We start from the raw sequence: 21,348 nt of genomic DNA, 5'->3' as shown, positions 1-21,348 counted from the left end.
TCGCAGATCCATCGAATAGGGTCGAACCATGCAGGCTGGCCTCCGCCCAGCCCACATCTTGAATCACGATCCGCCCAAAACCGGAATCCCGCGATTCAATCAAATCCAAGCACGATCTAGTGCCCTGCGCTTTTCGAGAACAGGTTGATCACCAACACGCCTGAGACGATCAGGCCCATGCCGGCCAGGGCGGGCAGGTCGAGGCGCTGCTTGAAGGCGACCCAGGCGATGGCGGTGATGAGCACGACGCCCACGCCCGACCAGATCGCGTAGCCGACGCCGACGGGCACGGTCTTCATCGAGTGCGACAGGCAGTAGAACGCTACGCCGTAGCCGACCGCGGTGACGAGCGACGGTAGGAGGCGGGTGAAGCCCTCCGAGGCTTTCAGCGTGGAGGTGCCGATCACCTCGGCGACGATGGCGATGGCCAGCCAGGCGTATCCATTCATCTGCGTCTCCGATCGGCGAACACGATGGCGTGTTTCGCGGTGCGCGGCCAAGCCTTGCGCTACGCCCGACGCGGGTGGAAGCATAGGAGCCGGTCGGGGTCACATGCGCCCGCTCCCAACGAGGCGGGCGCCTCTAGAGCTTGGGAGGGCCTGCAAATGGGCAGACCAGGTTCCGGTTCCGCACGCGCCATCGCGCTGGTCGGCGCGGCGGGGGCCGGCAAGACAACCCTCATGGAAGCCATGCTGTTCGCCGCGGGCGCGGTCCCGCGACAGGGCGAAGTGGGTTCGACCAGCGTCGGCGACGCCTCGCCAGAGGCTCGGGCGCGAGGCCAGAGCGTGGAGTTCAACGTCGCCGGCTTCGAGTTCATGGGCGACCGATACGGGCTGATCGACTGCCCCGGATCGCCGGAGTTCGCCGGCTGCGAGGACTATGTGCTGCCGGCGGTGGACCTGGCGATCGTCGTCGCCGATCCCAACCCGACGCGTGCGGCCCTGCTGCAGCCGATCTTCAAGGAACTGGAGCAGCGGCGCATTCCGCATGCGGTGTTCGTCAACAAGATCGACCAGGCCCGAGGCGGGCTGGACGAACTGCTGGCGGCCATGGCCCCGGCCTCGGCCAACCGGCTGGTGGCCCGGCAGATTCCGCTGGTCGAGAAGGAGCAGGTGACCGGCTTCGTGGACCTGGCGCTGGAGCGCGCCTTCGTCTACCGCCCCGGCCAGCCGAGCCGGCAGGTCGATCTTGCCGGCGACGTCGCAGCGCTGGAGGCGGACGCCCGCTTCCACATGCTCGAGCAACTAGCTGATTTCGACGACGAGTTGATGGAGCAACTGCTCTCGGACCTCGATCCGAGCCGGGATGCGGTGTTCGCGGACCTGGTCGCGGACCTGGCCCAGGGGCTGATCACGCCGGTGTTCTTCGGCTCGGCCCTCAACGGTTTCGGCGTGCGGCGGCTGCTGAAGGCCTTGCGGCACGAGACGCCCGACGTGATGGCGGCGCGCGCGCGCATGGGGCTGGACGGGCCGTGCGCCTATGTCTTCCGCACGTCCTACGCCGGCCAGGCCGGCAAGCTCGCCTATGCGCGGGTGATGCAGGGCGAGATGGGCGACGGGGCCGAGCTGACCTTCGGCGACGGCGGCAAGGCGCGGGCCGGCGGGCTCACCGTCTTCACCACCGCGAGCGGGCGCAAGACGGACCGCGCGCGCGAGGGCGAGATCGTCGCCATCGGCAAACTGGACGCGGCCTCCGCCGGGGCGGTGCTGTCGCTGGACGGCCAGCCGCGGAGCTGGGCCGAGGCCGCCAGCCCGCCACCGGCGCTCTATGCGATGTCGATCTCGGCCAAGGACCGCAAGGACGACGTGCGGCTGTCGGCGGCGCTGCTGAAACTGGCCGAAGAAGACCCGGCTCTGGCCATCGGCCAGGACCCGGAGACGCACGAGACCATCCTGGCCGGCCGCGGCGAGGCGCACCTGCATGTGGTGATCGATCGGCTCAAGCGGCGTTTCAACGTCGAGGCTGCGACCGCCCGGCCCAAGGTCTCGTACCAGGAATCGGTGCGCAAGCCGGTGACCCAGCGCGGCCGTCACAAGAAGCAGACCGGCGGCCACGGCCAGTTCGGCGACGTGGTGCTGGAAATCCGTCCGCGGCCGCGTGGCGAGGGCTTCGCCTTCTCGCAGAAGATCACCGGCGGGGTGGTGCCCAAGCAGTGGATCCCCTCGGTGGAGCAGGGGGTGCGCGACGCCATGGAGCGGGGCGCGCTGGGATTCCCGGTGACCGATGTCGAGGTGGTGCTGGTCGACGGCTCCTATCACAGCGTCGATTCCTCGGAGATGAGCTTCCGCGCCGCAGGCCGGTTGGCGATGAGCGAGGGCCTGCGGGCCGGGACGCCCTATCTGCTGGAGCCGGTGGAGAAGATCGTCATCCGCGCGCCCCAGGCCTCGACCTCGAAGATCACCCAGGCGGTGAGTGCGCGGCGGGGCCAGATCCTCGGCTTCCATCCGCGCGAGGGCTGGGCCGGCTGGGACGAGATCGAGGTCTGCCTGCCCAGGGCCGAGCGCCAGGACCTGATCGTCGAACTGCGCGGCCTGACCCAGGGCCTGGGCGAGTTCACGGCGCAGTTCGACCACATGGCCGAACTGCCGGGCCGCCTGGCCGAGCAGGTGACGAAGAGCGAACCGGCGGGGGCGTAGAGGGAAGGCGGATTGGAGGGCGGCATAGGGCGCGGGCGGGGCGGTTCGGAGCCGATGCTCCCCCTCTGGGGGAGCTCCCGGCCGAATGGCCGGGTGAGGGGCACGTCTGCCTCAGCAGGCCCCCTCCGTCGCGCTACGCGCGCCACCTCTCCCAGCGGGGGGAGGAATTGACGCGGAGTCAGTGCTTGCCGCGGTCGCGGCCGAAGTTGGGTTCGGCGCTTTCCTGGCCGGCGGCGATGATGCCGCGGCGGATTTCGCGGGTGCGGGTGAAGAGGTCGAACAGCTTGTCGGCCTCGCCCCAGCGAATGGCGCGCGACAGAGCCTGGAGGTCTTCGGTGAAGCGGCCGAGGATTTCCAGCACCGCCTCGCGGTTGGCGACGAAGACGTCGCGCCACATGGTCGGGTCCGAGGCGGCGATGCGGGTGAAGTCGCGGAAGCCGCCGGCCGAATACTTCATCACCTCGGCCTGGGTCACCTCCTCCATGTCGGCGGCGGTGCCGACGATGTTGTAGGCGATCAGGTGGGGCAGGTGGCTGGTGACGGCCAGCACCAGGTCGTGATGGCGCACGTCCATCTGCTCGACATTGGCGCCTAGCGCGCGCCAGAACTCGGCCAGGCGGCCGGTCGCCTCGACATAGGGGGCGTCGTCGCGCGGCTGCGGCGTCAGGATCACCCAGCGGTTCTGGAACAGCTCGGCCAGGCCCGCGTCGGGGCCGGAATGCTCGGTGCCGGCGATCGGATGGCCGGGAATGACGAAGACGTCGTCGGGCAGGACCTTGGCCATGGCCTCGGCGACGCTGCCCTTCACCGAGCCGACGTCGGTGACCGTGGCGCCCGACTTCAGGGCGGCGGCGGCGGCCTGGGCGGCCTCGCCCATGGCCAGGACGGGCACGGCCAGGACCACGAGGTCGGCGTCCTTCACCGCCTCGCCGACGTCGCCGGTCACCTGGTCGGCGTAGCCTAGCTGGGCGATGCGCGCACGGTGCGCCTCGCTGGCGTCGGCGACGAAGACGTGGCCGACCACGCCGGCCTCGCGCGCCGCCCGGATGACCGACGAGCCGATCAGGCCGCAGCCGATCACGGCCATGCGCGGATAGATCACGCTCACGCCGCCGGCCCCTTCATGAACTCGCCCAGCGCCTCGACGACGGCGCGGTTGTCGGCCTCGCGGCCGATGGTGATGCGCAGGTGGTCGGGCAGGCCGTAGGCGCCGACATAGCGGACGATCAGGCCGCGGGCGGTGAGGAAGGCGTCGGCCTCCCTGGCGGTCCTGCCCGGCGTCTTCGGAAAGCCGACCAGCACGAAGTTGGCCGAGGAGGGCACCGGCTCCAGCCCCAGGCCGCCGAGCTGCTGGATCAGCCAGGGACGCCACTGTTCGACCAGGTCCAGCGAGCGCTGCTGGAACTCGAGGTCGGCGAGCGCGGCCACCGCGGCGAGCTGGGCCGGGATATTGACGTTGAACGGCAGGCGGATGCGGTCCATCGCCCCGGCCATCTCGGCGGGCATGTAGGCCCAGCCGACGCGCAGGGCGGCCAGGCCGTGCAGCTTGGAGAAGGTGCGGGTGACGACGACGTTGTCGAACTCGCGCACCATGGACATGCCGTCCTCGAAGCGCGGGTCCTTGCAGAACTCGCAATAGGCGCCGTCCAGGCAGAGGATGACGCTGGGCGGCAGGGCGCTCTGCAGGCGGCGCACCTCTTCTCCGCTGATCCAGGTGCCGGTCGGATTGCCGGGATTGGCGATGAAGACGATGCGGGTGCGCGCGTCGACCAATTTCAGCAACTCGTCGACGTCGATGCGGTAGTTGGGCTCGGGCGCAAAGCGGACCTCGGCCTGGCAGGCGCGGGCGGAGATCGCATAGGCGCCGAAGCCGAATTCGCCCTGGACGATGTTGTCGCCGGGTTCGAGATAGGTCTGGCAGAGCAGGTGGAAGATCTCGTCCGAGCCGCAGCCGACGATCAGGCGTTCGCGCTCGACGCCGAAGTGGGCGGCGATGGCGTCGCGCAGCTCGTTCGACTGGCCGTCGGGATACATCTGCAGCCTGTCGAAGGCGCCGGCGAAGGCCTCGCGAGCCTTTTCGCTGGAGCCGAGGATGTTCTCGTTGGCCGAGAGCTTCAGCGGATGCTCGATTCCCTCGACCTTGGAGAGGCCGGGCACATAGGCGGCGATTTCCAGGATGCCCCGCTTGGGCGTGGGACGCGGGGCGGCGGCGCGGTCGAAATCGGTGTCGGACATGGCCCGCGGGTTCTACACGTCGATGGGCGCGGGCGCAGCCCCGATGACGCCGGTCAGGCGGCCCGGCGCGCGGGCCAGGCGGGCGTCGTCGGCCTGGTAGAAGCCCATGAGGGCGAAGAGCTTGAGGCCGCCGGCCTCGGCGATCAGGTCGCCGGCCACGCCGTCGCGGCCCAGGGCCGCCTCGACAGCCTCCGCCGATCCGCCCGCATCGGTGACCCAGAAGGTCAGGTCCGATCCCGTCGGCTCGACCTCGACCTGCGCCGCCGCCAGGGCCGCGCGCGGGCCCCAGGCGGCCAGGCACGGCAGGGCGGCGAAGACCTTGAGGTTCGGTTCGACCAGCAGGCGGCCCCACCAGGGGGTTTCGGAAGCGAGGGACAACACCGCCACCCCGCCCGGCGTCTTGGCCGCGGCGATGGCGTCTTCCGGCTTTGCGACCTGGCGCAGGGGCGGGGCCGCGCCGAAGCGCAGGCGTGCGCCCTCGACGGCGCGGCCGCTGTCGCGCCCGCCATAGACCGAGATGTGGAAAGGCCCCTGGCGCGAAAGGCTGTCGCCGATCAGTTCGCGCCACAGCCGCACCACCAGGCTCGGCCGGGCGGCTTGGCGCGGGGTGTCGAGCAGGCGGCGCAGGAGTTGGGCCTCGCGGCCCGGGCGCAGGGCGAACTTGTCGCCGTCGCCGGCGGCGGCCTTGGCCGCGGCGACCTGCACGGCCAGCCCCGCCCGCTCATCCACCAGCGCCAGCAACTGGGCGTCGATCGCATCGATGCGCGCGCGCACGTCCTCGAGGCTGGGCGCGGCTGTCTTGGGATCGGCGTTCGCCATACTTTCCCCCGAAAACGAAGGTTCGGCGCTTAGGTCATTGCGGGCCAAGGCGCAATAGGCCCCTTGGCCGCAAAAAAGTTGCATCGGCGGCCGCGCGGCGGCTCAGGCGCGGCGATCGGCCTAGCTCGGCTTGCGGAAGACCAGGGTGAACTGGTCGGTCTTGCCGCGGATGGCCGGGTCGAAGACGTTGGCGGTGTGCGGGTCGTCGGAGTTGGCCAGCAGGCTGCTTTCGCGCTCCAGCTTGAAGCCCGCGGCGGCGAGGTCCGTCTTGACCGCCTCCGGATCGATGCGGTGCAGGGTGGCGGCGGCGTCCGTACCCGAACCGGCGAGCGCCTGGTGATCGACCACCAGGAAGACGCCGCCCGGCTTCAGCGACTTGAAGATCTCGGCGTTCACCTTGGCGGCCGTGCCGGCCGGAAAGGCCTTGAGATAGAGGTCGTGATAGTTCTGGACGGTGATGACGCCATCCAGGCCGTCGGGCAGGTCGAAGGCCTGGAGGCCGGCGTCCAGCGGCGTGACGTTGGGATGCTGGGCGGCCACGGCCTTGAGCGCCTCGCCGTACGAGGCCTGGTAGGCGATGAACTCGGCCGGTTGGTAGGCGTAGACTTGGCCGTTCGGCCCGACCGCCGCCGAGAGGATGCGGGTGAAGTAGCCGCCGCCGATCACGAAATCGGCGACCTTGTCGCCTGCCTTCACGCCCATCATTTCCAGCAGTTCGCCCGGCTTGCGGGCGGCGTCGCGCGCCACGTCCTCGGCGGGGCGGGCAGGGTCGGCGAGGGCCGCGGCGATGTCGGCCGGCGCGGCCGAAGCGGTCGAGGCGATGACGAAGGACGCAGCGCCGGCGGCCAGCAATCGCGTGAGCTTGAACATGGTGGTCCTCCTTTGAAGGCCCTTCGCACTCATCGGCGCGCCAGGCGAAATCCCGCGGGAATTGCGATTGAGCCTAGAGCCCTTTAGGGTTTGGTGGAATCACCCAAACCCGTTGAAAAGGGCTCTAAATCAAGCCTGTAGAGCGCGTTCGGGCGGGCGAACCGCTTACACTTCGCCCTAACGCGCTCTAGGTCAAATCGCGCCCAAAAAACAGCCCAAGCGGCGCCGTCGACGCCGCAGGTGCGGGGAGAGAGCAAGATGCGCGTCAATCGCAGGGCCATGCTGGCGGGGGTAGCGGGGCTGGGCGTGACCGCCGCCCTGGGCGGGATGGCGAACGCCCAGGTCGAGGGCTTGAGCCGGATCACCGGCGCGGCCGTTCCCATCACGCCGGCCGAGCGGCTGGCGCGGGTGGCCAAGGCCCAGGCGCTGATGAAGGCCCAGGGCCTGTCGGCGGTGGTGATCGAGCCTGGCGCCTCCATGACCTATTTCACCGGCGTCCAGTGGCGGCGCAGCGAGCGGGTGACGGCCCTGGTCATTCCGGTGGAAGGCGACCTGCTGATCGTCACGCCGCACTTCGAGGAGCCCTCGGTGCGCGAGAGCCTGGCGGTTCCCGCCGACGTGCGGGTCTGGCAGGAGGACGAGGACCCCGCCGCGCCGATGGCCGATTGGCTGAAGGCGCGCAAGCTGGCCGGCGGCGTGATCGGGGTGGAGGAGACCGTTCGCTACTTCGTCAGCGAAGGCCTCGCCCGCCGCCTGCCGAACGCCAGGTTCGCGCCGGGCGCGCCGGTGGTGCGCGGCTGCCGGATGATCAAGTCGCCGGCCGAGATCGCCCTGATGGAGATCGCCGCCCAGGTGACGGTGGCGGCCTATCGCTACACCTACTCGAAGGTCGAGCTGGGCATGACCCCGGCCGACATCGGGGCGATCATGAGCAAGGCGACGGCCGCCCTGGGCGGCAAGCCGGAGTTCTCCATGGTGCTGATCGGCGAGGCGGCGGCCTATCCGCACGGCACGCGCCAGCGCCAGGTGCTGCGCGAGCGCGAGGTGGTGTTGATGGACTGCGGCTGCACGGTCGAGGGCTATCAGGCCGACATCTCGCGGACCTTCGTGTTCGGCGAGCCGACCGCCGAGCAGCGCAAGGTCTGGGACGAGGTGGCCAGGGGCCAGCAGATCGCCTTCGAGACCGCCCAGGTCGGTACGCCGGCCGGCGCGGTCGACGATGCGGTGCGGCGCTACTACGAAAGCCTGGGCTATGGCCCGCGCTATGGCCTGCCCGGCCTGTCGCACCGCACCGGCCACGGCATCGGCATGGAGGGTCACGAGCCGGTCAATTTCGTGCACGGCGAGGAGACGAGGCTGGCGCCGGGCATGTGCCTGTCGAACGAGCCGGGGCTCTATCTGCCGGGCAAGTTCGGCGTGCGGCTGGAGGACTGTCTCCACATGACCGCGCAAGGGCCGCGCTGGTTCTCCAAGCCCGCGGCCTCGATCGACGATCCGATGGGCTGACCCTAATAGACCCTGGGCGCCGGGCCGATGGCGACGGGGCCAAGCGTGGTCTGGCCGGCCTGGAAGGTGATGCTGGCGCTGGCGACATCGCCCGAGCCCTGGCGGGCCACGGCGACCGCCGAGGCGGCCATGGCCGCTTCCGGCGCGATGGCTCCAGTCTGGGCCATCGCGTCCAGGGCCTTTGGCGCTTCGCGCAGGGTGACGTCGAGCGAGCCGCTGAGGCGGCCGTCATAGCCGACCCCGAGGGTTCCGCCCTGGGCGCCCAGCACGGCTTCGCCGGCGGTGACGCCGGCCTGGCGGACGGTCATGCGTCCGCCCGCCGTGGTCCAGGCGCGCACGGCGTCGGGCCAGTCGCGGCCCTTGAAGGCGCTGACCTTCGAGAGGATCGAATCCCAGGTGATCGAGATCGGCTTGTCGCCGGCGATCCGCGCGAACAGGCCCGAGAGGCGGGCCTTGCCGGCGTCGACCTTGAAGAACACCGCGGCCTGGTCGTCCGGGCCGGGGCGCAGGTGGAATTCGACCCGGTCGGCGGCGGTCAGGGCGAAGGGCTGCGCGCCCGCTTCGGGGGCGAAGGCGAGCTTGGTCCCCTCGAACGAGAGGTTCGGCAGTGGCTTGTCGAGGTGCGAGAGGCTGGCGTGGATCACCTCGCCGGTGACGTTGACCGGGCCGCCGAGCGGACGGGTGAAGGTGAGGCCGGCGGGCGTCGCGATCACCCAGGTCCCCAGGCCGTGCAGGAAGGCTTGGCCCTCCAGCTTCGGGGCGGAGATCGCCCAGCCGGACGGCTCGCGCACGCGCGCGTCCTTGAAGGCGACGTTCAGGCGGAAGGGATAGCCGCCGATGCTCCGCTCGCTCCAGGCGACGTCGTAGCCGGCGTCCCGCAGGGCCGCGGCGCCCTGGTCGATCTGCCTGACCGCCTCGCTGCGGGCGTAGAGCCAAAGGCCGCTCCAGGCGACGACGACGACCCCGGCGATCGCGAACGGAATGATGAGGCCGGCGCGTCCGGGTTTGCGGCGGCCCGCCTGATCGGGCACAGGGGAAGCAGGCGGGGCGGAGTTGTCGCGGCGGGCCATGTCGATTGAGCGGTGGGTCTTTGGTTACGGGTCGCTGATGTGGCGTCCGGGGTTCGAGTTCGTGGAGCGCCAGGAGGCCACCCTACACGGGCGGCGGCGCGCGTTCTGCATCTATTCGGTGCATCATCGCGGCACCTATGAGCGGCCGGGCCTGGTGCTGGGCCTCGCGCCCGGCGGGGCGGTGCGCGGCGCGGCCTATCGCATCGCCGAGGCCGACTGGGAAGCGACCTACGCCTATCTGCGCGAACGCGAGCAGCCGACCGAGACCTATATCGAGGCCCGCGCGGCGATCCGGCTGGCGGACGGGCGCAGGCTCGAAACTCTGGTGTTCCTCTCCGACGTGCGCCATCCGCAGTGGGCCGGGGCGCTCAGCCCCGAGCGGCAGGCCGAGCTGATCGCCGGCGCCACAGGCCTGTCGGGCCGCAATGTCGACTACCTGCGCGACCTGGTCGTGCACCTGCGCCAGCAGGGTGTGCGCGACGTGGCGATGGAGCGGCTGCTGGGTATGGTCGAGGCGCGGGAACTGGCCGCCGGCTGACGTTCCCTCCACCGCGGGCGTCCGCTTCTTCAGATGCTCCCCCAGAGGGGAAGCATCTAGGCTCTCCGAACGCAGCTAGAGCGGCAGCAGGGCCGTGGAGGCGGTTTCCAGGCGTTCCTGGAGAGTGCGCATGAATTCGGCTCGCTTGAGGCCGGGCTGGATGGGTTCCAGGTACTCGAAGACGATGGTTCCCGGCTTGCGCAGGAAGCCGTGCTTGGGCCAGTGCACGCCGGCGTTGGTCGCCACCGGATGCACCGGCACGTCGATCTCGCGGTAGAGGGCGGCGATGCCGGGCTTGTAGTCGGGCGCAGCGCCGGGGGCCATGCGGGTGCCTTCCGGCGCGATCATCACCTGGCGGGCCTGGGCGAAGCGCTCCTGGCTGTCCTTGACCAGCTTGCGCAGGGCCGCGGAGTGGCCGTCGCGGTCGACCACGATCATCTTCGCCTTGATCGCGTACCAACTGAAGAACGGAATCCACATCAGCTCCTTCTTCATCACGAAGCAGGCGTCGGGCAGGACGGCGAACTGGGCGAAGACGTCGAACATGCACTGATGCTTGGGCGCCAGGACCGCGGCGCCCGTGGGGATGTGCTGGCGCCCGCGGATCTCGACGCGGACGCTGCAGACGACGCGCAGCAGGACGATGATGCCCTTGGCCCACAGGCGCATCATCTCCATGGTCCAGCGGCGGGGCCCGAGCAGGCAGATCGGCGCGGCGCCTACCGCCAGCGCCGCCGACCACAGATAGAACAGCGCGACGAACAGGAGAGAGCGCAGGGCGGTCAAGCAGGTCAGCCTTTCTTCGCGGCGGGCTCGGCGTCCGCGCGCGGACCGAGGCCGAGGACCGCCTCGCGACCCAGGATCGCCAGATACTTGCAATATTCCAGCACCATCAAGCGCGCCGCCCCTGTGGTCCGCCACCAGCGGGCGGAATTGATGACCGGCGTCTCCACCGGATAGGGCGTCAGGCGCTTGTCGGGCATGGCCCCGCGCAGTTCGAGCATGGCGCGCGGCATGTGATAGTCGGCGGTGACCACGATCAGGCGGTCGTAACGCATGGCCCGCGCCCATTCCTGGGTCTCGCGGGCGTTGCCGAGGGTGTTGGCGGCGTCGAAACCGAGGTCGACGCAGCAGTCGTAGAGCCGGCGCGCGGCCTTGCTGACCACGCGGATGTCCTCGCGCGAGGCCTCGCGGCTGACGCCCGAGACCAGCATCCGACGGCCCTTGCCATCCTCCAGCAGGCTCATGGCCGCGGCGATCCGGGCGTTGGAGCCGGCGCCGGTCAGCACCACCACGCCGTCGGCGGCGGGCGGATCGGCGGCGGGCGTCGAGCGCTGCACGCGCTCGGCAAAGGCCAGCAGGCCCGCGGCCCAGATGGCGACCGCGACCAGGATGGCGACCAGGCCCCTCACGCCAGGTCCCGGATCAGCGCCAGGGCGGTGAAGCGCGCGGCGACCGCCGCGACGCCGGCCGCGGCCAGCGGGGCGGGGACGACGAACAGCAGGTCGCTCCAGGCGATGGGCAATACCGGCGTCAATCCCTGGCCTCCCCCCGCCAAGCGAAAAACGGCGCCCATGATCGCCGCGGCCCCGGCCCCGAACAAGCCCGCGTGGGCGGCCATGCGGGCGAAGCGGGCCTGGAACAACCGGGCGACGAAGCCGTCCTCGGCCCCCGACAGATGCAGCACCTCGACCACTTCGCGGCGGGCGGCGAGGCCGGCTCGGGTGGCGAAGGCGATGACCGCGGCGGCGGCCACCGCGATCAGGGCGAACACGAAGAGGCCGGCGAGGCGGGCCAGGCGCGCGGCGCGCTGGATGTCGGCCATCCAGGTGGTGTGGTCGTCGACCACCGCATCCAGCCCCTGGGCCTTCAGGGCGCGGTCGAGCGCCTGGGCGTCGGCGGGCTTTTCGCGGGTCAACTGCACGGCGACCAGCCGCGGGACCGGCAGGTCCGAGAGGTCGGCGTCGCCCAGCCAGGGGGCGATCAGGGCCTCGGCCTTTTCGGGCTCCATGGCGCGGGCCTCGGCCACGCCGTCGACGCCGGCCAGGGTCTCGGCGGCGCGGGCGGCCGCGCCGTCGGGGGTCTCGTTGGCCTTGGGCCGGACGATGATCGTGGCCTGGCCTTCGAGCTGGCGGGTCCAGTCGCGGGCGGCGCGGTCGGCGGCCAGCAGGCTCAGCAAGGTCAGGCAGGCGAGGAAGCAGAGGACCGCCACCACGAAGGTCAGCGAACCGTCCCGCGCATCCGCCTCGGGCAGGAACGGCGCCGGGCGCCAGCGGGCGACGTCGAAATCGCTCACTGGCGCGCTCCCGGCGCGGTCAGGCGCCCGTTCTGGAGATGCAGCACCGGCATGCCCGAGCGGGCGACCAGGTCCTCGTCATGGGTGGCGAACAGCACCGTGGCGCCCAGGCGGTTCAGCTCGACGAACAGCTTGAGGATGCGCAGGGCCATGTCGGGGTCGACATTGCCGGTCGGCTCGTCGGCCAGCAGGATCTCGGGCCGGTTGACCACCGCGCGCGCGATGGCCAGGCGCTGGCGCTCGCCGCCGGCCAGGGTCGCCGGCATGGCCTGCATCCGGTGCTTCAAGCCCACCCAGGCCAGGAGCTCGGCCACGTCGTCGCGATAGGTGTCCGGTTTGCGGCCCTCGATCCGCAGCGGCAGGGCGGTGTTGTCGAACACCGAGAGGTGATCGAGCAGCTTGAACTCCTGATAGACCACCCCGATGCGGCGGCGGAGGAAGGGAAGCTCCTCGCGCGGCACGGCCGCGACGTCCTGGCCGAACAGGTGCAGCAGGCCCTTCGAGGGGCGGGCGGCGAGGAACACCAGCTTGAGCAGCGAGGTTTTGCCGGCCCCCGAGGCCCCGGTCACGAAGTGAAAGGAACCGGGCTCCAGGGCCAGGCTGATGTCCTTGAGGGTCTCCGGGGCGCGGCCGTAACGCATCGACACATCGTCGAAACGGACAATGGCTCGATCGGCGCCGCTTGCGCCTGGGGCGTTCGGGTTTCTGGACATGGGGGCCGAAATCGGCGACCTCGGTGGAGGTTGCTGGAGCGTCCGATTCGGCTGTCATGATACTGACCTGTCCAGACTGCGCCACCAGCTATTTCGTGGACGATTCCAAGATCCCCGCGGATGGCCGGTTGGTGAAGTGCGCGAATTGCGGCGCGCGATGGACTGCGTCTCTAGACCAGGCTCTGGAGCCTGCGCCGTCCGAGCCGGAGACGGCGTTCGCGCCCGAGCCGGACGTGGCGTCCGAGATCGATGAGGCGCCGGTCCGCGAGCTGTCCGGCGAGGACCTGCCCAAGGTCTTCCGCGCCAAGGCCGACACCGAACGCAAGGTGCGCGAGGCCGCCGCGACGGGGGTGATCTGGGCGGGCATGGCCGCGGCCCTGGTGCTGATCCTGGCCCTGGCGGTGATCTTCCGCGTCGATGTGGTGCGCCTCTGGCCGCGGACGGCCAGCGCCTATGCCGGCGTCGGTCTGCCGGTGAACAGCTTGGGCCTGGTGATCGAGGGCGTGCGCTTCGAGCCGTCGCTGCAGGAGGGCCATGCGGCGCTGGCGGTGTCGGGCATGATCCGCAACATCGAGAACGAACCGGTGGTGACCCCGCCGCTGCGCATCAGCCTGCTGGACGCCGAGGGCAAGGCCATCGCGACCAAGATCGCCCGGCCGGCCGACGCGCGCATCCCGCCCGGCGAGACCCGCCATTTCGCCATCGCCCTCCTGGACCCGCCGGCCCGCGCCAAGGAGCTGGAGGTCGCCTTCGCGCCGCGCGAGCCGCTGGGCGTCAAGGTCCAGCAGAGCGACCCCGCGCCGGTCTCGCGCTCCCAGGCGCCCGCCCTGCGCCCCACCGCCGCGCCCGCGCCGCCGCCCTTGGTGATGGAGGCGCAGCCGCTCGCGCCCGGCAGCCCCGACGCCCTGCCCGCGCCCGCCCATGACTGAGGCCCGCACCCCCACCGTCCTCTTGAGCGAGGCCGAGGTCGCCCGCCGGGTCGAGGCCCTGGCGCAGGCCATCGCCCCGCAGATCGACGACGAGACGGTGGCCGTTTGCCTGCTGACCGGGGGGCTGTGGTTCGCCTCAGACCTGACGCGGGCCCTGGCGCGCGCCGGGCGGTTCGTGCGTTTCGACGCCTTGTGGCTGGCCTCCTACGGCGACGAGCGCGCCAGTCTCGGACGCTGCGAAGTGCGGGCGGACCTGCAAAGGCCGCTGGCCGGCCGCACCGCGCTGGTGATCGACGACGTGATCGACACCGGCCTGTCTCTGTCGGAGGCCCACAGGCTGGTCAATGACGCCGGGGCGAAACGCGTGCTGACCGCGGTGTTCGCCACCAAGCCCTGGCCCACGCCCCGGGCGATCACTCCAGACTTCGTCGCCTGGGAAGCGCCGGCGAGGTTCCTGGTCGGCTACGGCATGGATGCGGCCGGCGCGCTGCGCGGCCTGCCCTATGTCGGAGCCTTGGACTAGGACACCGCCGCCAGCAGGGCGCGTTGGGCGGTCAGTTCGGCGACCGCGCGCAGCAGGTCGGCCGGCTGGATCGGCTTGGGATGGACCTGGTTGAAGCCGAGGGCGACCAGGCGTTCGCCTTCGCCGGACATGGCGTCGGCGGTGAGGGCCAGGACGGGGATGGCGCGGGGGCCGGCCTCGCCCGCCCGGATGCGCCGCAGGGCCTCGACGCCATCCATCCGCGGCATGTGGATGTCCATCAGCACGATGTCGAACCGGCCGGCGCGCAGCTTGTCCAGGCAGTCCTGACCATCCTCGGCGGCGACGACCTGAGCGCCGGCCGCTTCCAGCACCGCCTGGGCGACGGTGCGGTTGATGCGGTTGTCGTCGACGACCAGGACGCAGACCTCCTCCATGGCGACCTCCGGAACCTCCTCTTCGCCGCTGGCCGGGGCCGTGGCGGGCAAGGGCAGGCGTACGCGGAAGGTCGAGCCGTGGCCGGGGCGGCTCTCGACCTCGATGTCGCCCCCCATCATCTCGGAGAGCTGGCGGCAGATGGAGAGGCCAAGGCCGGTGCCCCCGAAGCGGCGGGTGGTCGAGACCTCGCCCTGGGAGAAGGTGCTGAACAGCCGGCCGAGTTGTTCCTCGGTCATGCCGATGCCGCTGTCGGCGACCTCGATCACAAGCCCCCGCGCGCTCAGCGGCGCGATGCGGACGCACACCGAGCCGCGCTCGGTGAACTTCAGGGCGTTCGACACCAGGTTCATCAGGATCTGGCGCACCCGCAGGGGATCGCCTTCCAGCCAGGGCGGGGTCTGCGGGTCGATCTCCAGGGCCAGCTCCACGCCCTTCTGGCGGGCGGTCTCGCTCCACAGCATGAAGAGCTGGCGGCCGATGCGGTCGATGTCGAAGGGCACGGCTTCGAGTTCGAGCTTGCCGGCCTCGATCTTGGAGAGGTCGAGGATGTCGTTGAGGATCGCCATCAGGCCGTCGCCCGACTGGACGATCATGTCGAGATATTCCGACTGGCGACGGTCCAGGCGCGTGGCGGCCAGGGCGTGGGCCATGCCCAGTACGCCGTTCATCGGGGTGCGCAGCTCGTGGCTCATCATGGCCAGGAAGGCGGACTTGGCCTGGTTGGCCTGCTGGGCCTGCGCCTGGGCCTTTTCGAGCGCCAGCGCATTGCCGCGCAGCGCGCGCGCGACATCGAAGACCGCCAGGCAGACGCCGGCAAGCGCCAGCAGCACCACCGCCAGCCGCCAGCTGCTGAAGCCGGTGAGCAGGATCGGCACCGACACCAACGAGAGCATCGGCCAGGGGATGAGCGCCACGAAGGCGGCGCGGCTTAGGGCGGCGTACTTCAAGGCCTCGATGACGATGCCGAACAGGATCAGCAGGGCGGCGAGTTGCATCGGGCCCGAGCCATAGACCCAGCTTGCGGCGGCCATGCCCGACCAGGTCAGGCTGATGACCGTCGGGGTGACGAGGCGCTGGGCGCGCGAGACCCTGCGGCCGGCCGCCTGGCAGTAGGCGAAATAGCGGTGATTGGCCGCCAGCAGGATTTCCAGCACCAGGCTGGCGGCGCCCCAGGCGATCGCCGCGCCCCAGCCGAACTCGGCCAGCAGCAGCACGCCCATCAGGAGCGTGATGACGCGCCGGTTGATGGCGCTGCGCTTGCTCATGCGCAGGGTGGCGCCTTCGCGGCCGTCGTCCAGAATCTCGTTCAGCGCCACTGCCGCCCCCGCCTCAGGTGCGACAAGATGGCAGGCGGGGGTTCAGGAATGGTTTAGCTCGCCGGGGCGTGCTGCCAGGGAGCTGGGGCTTCTCTGGCCATCATGTCCTCGAAGGTCGGGCGGGGGCGGACCACGGCGTAGGCGCCGCCCTTGACCAGCACCTCGGGAACCAAGAGACGGCTGTTGTACTCGCTGGACATCACCGCGCCGTAGGCGCCGGCGCTGAGGAAGGCCACCAGGTCGCCGGCCGCCAGCGGCGGCAGGGCGCGGTCGCGGGCGAAGGTGTCGCCAGTTTCGCAGATCGGGCCGACCACGTCGTAAACCACCGGCTCGCCGTCGCGCGGGCGGACCGGGACGATCTCGTGATAGGCGTCGTACATGGCCGGCCGGATCAGGTCGTTCATGGCCGCGTCGAGCACCACGAACCTGCGCCCTTCCGGCCGCTCGTGGATGTGCTGGACCTGGGCGACCAGCACGCCGGCGTTGGCCGCGATCATCCGGCCCGGCTCGAAGGCGTAGCCGATGTCCAGCCCCTTCATGGCCTTGGCGATCATCCGCGCATAGTCGGCGGGCGGCGGCGGTTCGGGCTGGTTGAAATAGGGGACGCCGAGGCCGCCGCCCAGGTCGAGGCGCTGGACCGACAGCCCCTCGCCGCGCAGGCGTTCGACCAGGCCGCGCATCTTGGCGAAGGCCTGCTCCATCGGCTCCAGGTCGGTGATCTGGCTGCCGATATGGCAGGTGACGCCGACCGGATCGAGGCCGGCGTCGTTGGAGGCGTTGGCGTAGAGCCGCTCGGCCTCGGAAAACGAGACGCCGAACTTGTTTTCGGACTTGCCGGTCGAGATCTTGGCGTGGCCGCCGGCCGAGACGTCGGGATTGACGCGGATGGCGATGGTGGCGCGGGTTCCCAGCGAGCGGGCGACCTGGCTGACCAGCTTCATCTCCGGCTCGGATTCGACATTGATCTCGGCGACGCCGGCCTGGAGGGCGAAGGCGATTTCGCCGGCCGTCTTGCCGACGCCGGAAAAGACGATCTTCCCGGGCGGGATTCCGGCGGCGAGCGCGCGGCGGATCTCGCCTTCCGACACGGTGTCGGCGCCGGCGCCCAGCGCAGCCAGCGTGCGCAGCACGGCGAGGTTGGAATTGGCCTTCACGGCGAAGGCGATCAGCGGCTCGCCGCCATGGCCGTCCCCGATCCCTTCGGCGACCAGGGCGTCGCGCAGCACGGTGTAGTGCCGCTCCAGGGTGGCGGTGGAATAGACATAGACCGGCGTGCCGACCGCCGCGGCGATGTCGGCGAGGGCGACGCCTTCACAGAAGAGCTCGCCGCCCTTGAGCTCGAAATGGTTCATCGCGGATCGGCGTCGGGGGTCTGGGCGGCGTCGGCGGGCGTGGCCTGCGGCGGGGCCGGCCGGTCGTTGCGGTTGCGCGGGTCGACCGTGCGCACCGAACGCGAGGAGGCCGAGCCGGCGTCGGCGTCGGTCGCGGCCTTGCCGAACATCGGGCCGGGGCGTTCCAGTTCGCCGAGCTTGCCGCAGCCGGCCAGGGCCAGGGCGCCGGCCAGGACGGCGACGGCGACGGGACGAAGGGTCATTGCAGGGTCTCCTTCCAACGCGCGATCTGGGCGCGGACCTGCTCGGGCGAGGTTCCGCCATAGCTCTTGCGGCTGGCGGCCGAGGCCTCCGGCGTCAGCACCTCGTAGACGGCCGCGGTGATGCGCGGCTCGATGGCCTGCAGTTCGCCGAGCGGCAGGCCGGGCAGGTCGACTCCCAGGGTCTCGGCCCGCTTCACCGCCGCGCCGGTGACGTGGTGGGCGTCGCGGAACGGCATGTCGAGGGTGCGCACCAGCCAGTCGGCGAGGTCGGTGGCGGTGGAGAAGCCGGCGCCGGCGGCCAGCGCCATGCGCTCGGCGTTCGGCTCCAGGTCGGCGACCATGCCGGCCATGGCGGCCAGCGACAGCTCCAGGGCGTCGAACGCCTCGAAGGTCGGAACCTTGTCCTCCTGCATGTCCTTCGAATAGGTCAGGGGCAGGCCCTTCATGACCATGGTGAGCTGGGTCAGCGAGCCCAGCACCCGGCCGACCTTGGCGCGGATCAGCTCGGCCGCGTCGGGGTTCTTCTTCTGCGGCATGATCGACGAGCCGGTGGTGAAGGCGTCGGTCAGCTTCACGAAGCCGAACTGCGGCGTCATCCAGATCACGATCTCTTCGGCCAGGCGCGAGAGGTGCACCGCGCAGAGGCTGGCGGCCGACAGGCTCTCCAGGGCGAAGTCGCGGTCCGAGACGCTGTCCAGCGAATTGGCGGTGGGGCGGGAAAAGCCCAGGGCCTTCGCCGTCGCGTGACGGTCGATCGGGAAGGGCGAGCCGGCCAGGGCGGCCGCGCCCAGCGGGCACTCGTTCATCCGCGCGCGCGCGTCGGAAAAGCGCGAGGCGTCGCGGCCGAACATCTCGACATAGGCCAGCAGGTGATGGCCGAAGGTGACCGGCTGGGCCGGCTGCAGGTGGGTGAAGCCCGGCATCAGGGTGGCGGCGTGCGGCTCGGCCTTGGCGAGCAGGGCGCCCTGCAGGGCCTTGATCTGGGCGATGGTGCGGTCGCAGGCGTCGCGGACCCACAGGCGGAAGTCCAGCGCCACCTGGTCGTTGCGCGAGCGGGCGGTGTGCAGCCGGCCGGCCGCCGGGCCGATCAGCTCGCGCAGCCGCGCCTCCACGTTCATGTGGATGTCTTCGTATTCGTCGCGGAACGGGAAGGTCCCGGCGGCGATCTCGGCCTCGATGGCGGCCAGGCCGCCCTGGATGGCGGCCTCGTCCTTGCTTGTAATCACGCCCTGCTTGAGCAACATCGCCGCGTGCGCGCGGGACCCGGCCAGGTCCTGGGCGGCCAGCCGCTTGTCGAAGCCGATGGAGACGTTGATCGCCTGCATCAGCTCGGCGGGCTTGGCGGAGAAGCGCCCGCCCCACATGGCCTGGCCTTGGGCCTCCCCTGGGGTCTGGGCGGCGTCGCCGGAAGCAGTCGAGGAAGTTTGCGTCATATGACCGATAAGTCTGGAGAGAAGTCCGCCGGCGAACCTGGGGGCTTCCCGCTGAAATGGGGTCTGCGGGGCGCCGCCGTCGTCGGCGTCGCGGCGGTTGTCTACATCATCGCCCAAGCCTCCATAACCCCCCAGCAGAAGAGCGCGCTCAAGCCGCTGGCGCGCGGCGAGATGGCCAAGTTCGTGGTTCCGGCGGAGGCCGCTCCGCCGCCGGCCGAAAGCTTCCTGGACGCGGGCGGCCAGAGCCGCAGGATCGCCGACTTCAAGGGCAAGGTGGCGGTGGTGAACCTGTGGGCGACTTGGTGCGCCCCCTGCGTCATCGAGATGCCGACCCTGGCCAGGCTGGCCGCCAGCTACGAGGGCAAGCCGGTCGAGGTGGTGGCGGTCAGCATCGACCGCCCCGAGGACGAGGCCAAGGCGCGGGCCTTCATCGCCCAGCATGGGCCGCTGGCCTTCTATCACGATCCCAAGATGGCGCTGCCGTTCGCCTTCAAGCCGGTGGCGGCGGGGATGCCGACGACGATCATCTATGGCGCGGACGGGCTGGAGAAGGGGCGGCTGGCCGGCGGCGCCGACTGGTCTGGCAAGGACGCCAAGGCCCTTATAGACAAGGTGCTGGCGGAAAATTGAACGACGTTCGCCGTTGACCGGGCCGTGCGTGCGTGTGCAACCTTCGCGCCGCAATCCGGACTTGGGCCTGCGGACGTTCTTCTTCCCGCGCTTGCGGATCGAACCCACCTTCCCAGATGACTGAGATTGTTTCGGGGCGTGCGCTGGCGCGCCTCTTGCGGAACGCTTGTCAGGGAGACGAGAGCGTCATGGCCACCGGGACGGTCAAGTGGTTCAACACCACCAAGGGATACGGCTTCATCCAGCCGGATGACGGGGGCAAGGACGTGTTCGTCCATATCTCCGCCGTCGAGCGCGCAGGCCTTCGCAGCCTCAACGAAGGGCAGAAGGTCGAATTCCAGGAGCGCGAGGAGCGCGGCAAGGTCGCCGCGGTCGATCTCAAGCCGCTCTGAGGCTCGCCGCCAGGACGACTTGCGGCGCCGGTCTTGCGGCCGGCGCCCTTTTCGTCAGGCGACTTCCTTCTGCCGGCCGCGCTGGGGCGCGTCCGGATCGGTCATGACCCGCAGCAGGTTGACCAGCGACGAGCGGGCCTCCTGAGGCAGCCGCTCGAAGGCGCTGAGCAGTTCGAGCGCGCCGGGCGTGCGCATGCGGCTCAAGAGGTCGACGTCGCCCTCGCCGGCCGGCGTGTCGAGGACGTCCATCAGGTCCACAACCCGGCATCGCAAGGCTCGGGCGATCTGGACCAGCCGCGAGAACGAGATGCGGTTGGCGCCGTTCTCGTACTTCTGGATCTGCTGGAAACTCACGCCGCATTGCTCCGCGAGCGCTTCCTGCGACATGCCTATGGTTCGCCGCCGGATTCGCACGGCGGCGCCCAGGGCCACGTCCATCGGGTCGGGGGTCTTGTTCGAAGGCTCAGCAGACATTGTGGTCTCCTCATCCAAGACTTCAGCCGCCGGAGCAGAAGCTCCGAGGTTCGTTTTGGATTCAAGGGAGTTAAGGCCCATCCTCTTGATTTGAAAAGAGTACTCGTCGTTGCGAGTGCGGTGAATGCCGAGCGCGTTCAGCGAACGCGTTGTGCGAGCTGCAAGTACTCGCTGTGTCAAAACCTCGTAATCGCGGAAAAACGCGCCCCAAGGTCGCTTCGCATGAGCTCTGGGTGGCCGAAATCGGCCGCGGTGGACCTGTATCTGGCCCGCATTTCATCTGTATGGTTGTAATTTACCCAAGTTCGCACCTGGATCGAATCTTCAGAATATCGCCGTTCTCTCGCCTTAAACGCGAGTGCGCGGGGCGGTCCCGGCGCGATTTCGCTTCTGAGGGGCGCCGATTGTTGGGATACTGAGCTCAGGGTGAGTGCGAGTACCGACATGAAGACTTGGCGGCAGGTTGCGGGTTTGGCGGTGGTCGCGGCGTTGGCGGGATGCGCCACCGGCGGCGTCGACGTCGCCGAGCAGGGCGCGGCGCCTGCCTTGGCGAGCGGCCTGGCCCTGGCCGGGACCACCGAGGCGGGCGCCGGGACGGCGCTGATCTCGAAGCTGCGCGAGCAGGGCGTCGACACCGCGCGGGCCGAGGCGCCTCTGCTGCTGGAGATCGCCTCGGGCGAGCGGCCGTGGCCGGTCGGCGCCTATTCGGGAAACAGCGCGCCGGACGAGCCCGCGGCCTGGCTGGCGCCGCCCCGGCCGCGGCCCTGGTGGGCGCCGAAGAGCGCCAGGATCTGCACCCTGGAGGCCCGGGTCATCGCCGCCGCGGACGGCCATGAGGCCTATCGGGTCCGCGCCTCGGCGCTTGGCCGGGGCGAGGGGTGCGGCCGGTCGGAAGCGCTGGTCGCCGCGGTCGCCGCGAGCCTTGCGGGTTCAAGCGCTGGTAGACGCTAGAGCATTTTCCGCCGAAGTGGATACCGG

23 protein-coding genes are annotated in these 21,348 nt (G+C 70.4%); 8 read left to right on the top strand and 15 right to left on the bottom strand.

The features are described from left to right. Positions 1-116: 116 nt before the first annotated feature. On the bottom strand, positions 117-449 hold the full coding sequence (locus ACE3TL_RS02760; RefSeq protein ID WP_374577144.1) for an SMR family transporter: 333 nt from the start codon (positions 447-449) through the stop codon (positions 117-119). A 156-nt stretch (positions 450-605) separates the two neighbouring features. Between ACE3TL_RS02760 and ACE3TL_RS02755 the strand changes: the two genes are divergently transcribed. Further along, positions 606-2,636: an elongation factor G gene (locus ACE3TL_RS02755; protein ID WP_374577142.1), complete on the top strand. Its 2,031-nt coding sequence runs from the start codon at positions 606-608 to the stop codon at positions 2,634-2,636. A 178-nt stretch (positions 2,637-2,814) separates the two neighbouring features. Here ACE3TL_RS02755 and ACE3TL_RS02750 read toward each other — a convergent pair whose 3' ends face one another. The 4 genes from ACE3TL_RS02750 to ACE3TL_RS02735 form a co-directional block, all read right to left on the bottom strand. Beyond that, the gene (locus ACE3TL_RS02750) at positions 2,815-3,744 is read right to left on the bottom strand and encodes a prephenate/arogenate dehydrogenase family protein (RefSeq protein ID WP_374577141.1); all 930 of its coding nucleotides are present in this window, start codon (positions 3,742-3,744) and stop codon (positions 2,815-2,817) included. Continuing rightward, complete coding sequence (hisC, locus tag ACE3TL_RS02745) at positions 3,741-4,871, bottom strand: histidinol-phosphate transaminase (protein ID WP_374577140.1); 1,131 nt, start codon at positions 4,869-4,871, stop codon at positions 3,741-3,743. Before hisC ends, ACE3TL_RS02750 begins: the two co-directional genes overlap by 4 nt. A 12-nt stretch (positions 4,872-4,883) precedes the next feature. Continuing rightward, positions 4,884-5,690, bottom strand: a complete 807-nt coding sequence (locus tag ACE3TL_RS02740; RefSeq protein WP_374577139.1) for a chorismate mutase — start codon at positions 5,688-5,690, stop codon at positions 4,884-4,886. A gap of 120 nt (positions 5,691-5,810) precedes the next feature. Then, positions 5,811-6,560 (bottom strand): class I SAM-dependent methyltransferase, encoded by a 750-nt coding sequence (locus tag ACE3TL_RS02735; protein WP_374577138.1) that lies wholly within the window; start codon positions 6,558-6,560, stop codon positions 5,811-5,813. A gap of 258 nt (positions 6,561-6,818) precedes the next feature. On the opposite strand from ACE3TL_RS02735, the gene ACE3TL_RS02730 reads away from it, so the two are divergent. Then, entirely contained in the window at positions 6,819-8,066 is a 1,248-nt protein-coding gene (locus tag ACE3TL_RS02730) for a M24 family metallopeptidase (protein WP_374577137.1), read from the top strand. A 2-nt stretch (positions 8,067-8,068) separates the two neighbouring features. On the opposite strand, the gene ACE3TL_RS02725 is transcribed toward ACE3TL_RS02730, so the two are convergent. Beyond that, the gene (locus ACE3TL_RS02725) at positions 8,069-9,097 is read right to left on the bottom strand and encodes a DUF2125 domain-containing protein (protein WP_374577136.1); all 1,029 of its coding nucleotides are present in this window, start codon (positions 9,095-9,097) and stop codon (positions 8,069-8,071) included. Between the two features lie 37 nt (positions 9,098-9,134). Here ACE3TL_RS02725 and ACE3TL_RS02720 point away from each other — a divergent pair, with 37 nt between their 5' ends. Further along, entirely contained in the window at positions 9,135-9,674 is a 540-nt protein-coding gene (locus ACE3TL_RS02720) for a gamma-glutamylcyclotransferase (protein WP_374577135.1), read from the top strand. Between the two features lie 75 nt (positions 9,675-9,749). Here ACE3TL_RS02720 and ACE3TL_RS02715 read toward each other — a convergent pair whose 3' ends face one another. The 4 genes from ACE3TL_RS02715 to ftsE are packed head-to-tail and all read right to left on the bottom strand — an operon-like array spanning position 9,750 to position 12,683. Beyond that, positions 9,750-10,460 (bottom strand): lysophospholipid acyltransferase family protein, encoded by a 711-nt coding sequence (locus ACE3TL_RS02715; RefSeq protein WP_374577134.1) that lies wholly within the window; start codon positions 10,458-10,460, stop codon positions 9,750-9,752. A 5-nt stretch (positions 10,461-10,465) separates the two neighbouring features. After that, on the bottom strand, positions 10,466-11,086 hold the full coding sequence (locus ACE3TL_RS02710; RefSeq protein WP_374577133.1) for a YdcF family protein: 621 nt from the start codon (positions 11,084-11,086) through the stop codon (positions 10,466-10,468). Beyond that, complete coding sequence (locus ACE3TL_RS02705) at positions 11,083-11,970, bottom strand: cell division protein FtsX (protein ID WP_374577131.1); 888 nt, start codon at positions 11,968-11,970, stop codon at positions 11,083-11,085. The genes ACE3TL_RS02710 and ACE3TL_RS02705 overlap by 4 nt, the downstream gene beginning before the upstream one ends. After that, positions 11,967-12,683, bottom strand: a complete 717-nt coding sequence (ftsE, locus tag ACE3TL_RS02700; RefSeq protein ID WP_374577130.1) for a cell division ATP-binding protein FtsE — start codon at positions 12,681-12,683, stop codon at positions 11,967-11,969. The genes ACE3TL_RS02705 and ftsE overlap by 4 nt, the downstream gene beginning before the upstream one ends. A gap of 56 nt (positions 12,684-12,739) precedes the next feature. Between ftsE and ACE3TL_RS02695 the strand changes: the two genes are divergently transcribed. Both ACE3TL_RS02695 and ACE3TL_RS02690 read left to right on the top strand, forming a co-directional pair. Then, positions 12,740-13,612, top strand: a complete 873-nt coding sequence (locus tag ACE3TL_RS02695) for a DUF3426 domain-containing protein (RefSeq protein WP_374577128.1) — start codon at positions 12,740-12,742, stop codon at positions 13,610-13,612. After that, positions 13,605-14,135 carry a phosphoribosyltransferase gene (locus ACE3TL_RS02690; protein WP_374577127.1) on the top strand — a complete coding sequence of 177 codons (531 nt, stop codon included), beginning with the start codon at positions 13,605-13,607 and terminating at the stop codon, positions 14,133-14,135. Before ACE3TL_RS02695 ends, ACE3TL_RS02690 begins: the two co-directional genes overlap by 8 nt. On the opposite strand, the gene ACE3TL_RS02685 is transcribed toward ACE3TL_RS02690, so the two are convergent. From ACE3TL_RS02685 to argH, 4 genes are read right to left on the bottom strand one after another with little or no spacing between them, the layout of a single operon-like run. Beyond that, on the bottom strand, positions 14,132-15,847 hold the full coding sequence (locus tag ACE3TL_RS02685) for an ATP-binding protein (RefSeq protein WP_374577126.1): 1,716 nt from the start codon (positions 15,845-15,847) through the stop codon (positions 14,132-14,134). The genes ACE3TL_RS02690 and ACE3TL_RS02685 overlap by 4 nt on opposite strands. Before the next feature lie 53 nt (positions 15,848-15,900). Further along, complete coding sequence (gene lysA / locus ACE3TL_RS02680; protein ID WP_374577125.1) at positions 15,901-17,199, bottom strand: diaminopimelate decarboxylase; 1,299 nt, start codon at positions 17,197-17,199, stop codon at positions 15,901-15,903. Continuing rightward, on the bottom strand, positions 17,196-17,441 hold the full coding sequence (locus ACE3TL_RS02675) for a hypothetical protein (RefSeq protein ID WP_374577123.1): 246 nt from the start codon (positions 17,439-17,441) through the stop codon (positions 17,196-17,198). Before ACE3TL_RS02675 ends, lysA begins: the two co-directional genes overlap by 4 nt. Next, entirely contained in the window at positions 17,438-18,874 is a 1,437-nt protein-coding gene (gene argH / locus ACE3TL_RS02670) for an argininosuccinate lyase (protein ID WP_374577122.1), read from the bottom strand. Before argH ends, ACE3TL_RS02675 begins: the two co-directional genes overlap by 4 nt. Here argH and ACE3TL_RS02665 point away from each other — a divergent pair, their 5' ends adjacent. Continuing rightward, the gene (locus ACE3TL_RS02665; RefSeq protein ID WP_374577121.1) at positions 18,875-19,504 is read left to right on the top strand and encodes a TlpA family protein disulfide reductase; all 630 of its coding nucleotides are present in this window, start codon (positions 18,875-18,877) and stop codon (positions 19,502-19,504) included. A gap of 188 nt (positions 19,505-19,692) precedes the next feature. Further along, positions 19,693-19,896 (top strand): cold-shock protein, encoded by a 204-nt coding sequence (locus ACE3TL_RS02660; protein WP_374577120.1) that lies wholly within the window; start codon positions 19,693-19,695, stop codon positions 19,894-19,896. 54 nt (positions 19,897-19,950) lie between these two features. Here the strand turns inward: ACE3TL_RS02660 and ACE3TL_RS02655 are convergent, their stop codons facing one another. Beyond that, positions 19,951-20,370, bottom strand: coding sequence for a helix-turn-helix domain-containing protein (locus ACE3TL_RS02655; RefSeq protein WP_374534972.1), 420 nt, complete (start codon positions 20,368-20,370; stop codon positions 19,951-19,953). Positions 20,371-20,814: 444 nt separating this feature from the next. Between ACE3TL_RS02655 and ACE3TL_RS02650 the strand changes: the two genes are divergently transcribed. Next, positions 20,815-21,321, top strand: a complete 507-nt coding sequence (locus ACE3TL_RS02650) for a hypothetical protein (RefSeq protein ID WP_374577119.1) — start codon at positions 20,815-20,817, stop codon at positions 21,319-21,321. Positions 21,322-21,348 lie beyond the last annotated feature (27 nt).

This window comes from Phenylobacterium sp., assembly GCF_041920015.1.
Lineage (GTDB): Bacteria > Pseudomonadota > Alphaproteobacteria > Caulobacterales > Caulobacteraceae > Phenylobacterium.
Note: the sequence above shows the minus strand (reverse complement) of the source record. Positions and strands in the feature narration are given on the sequence as shown.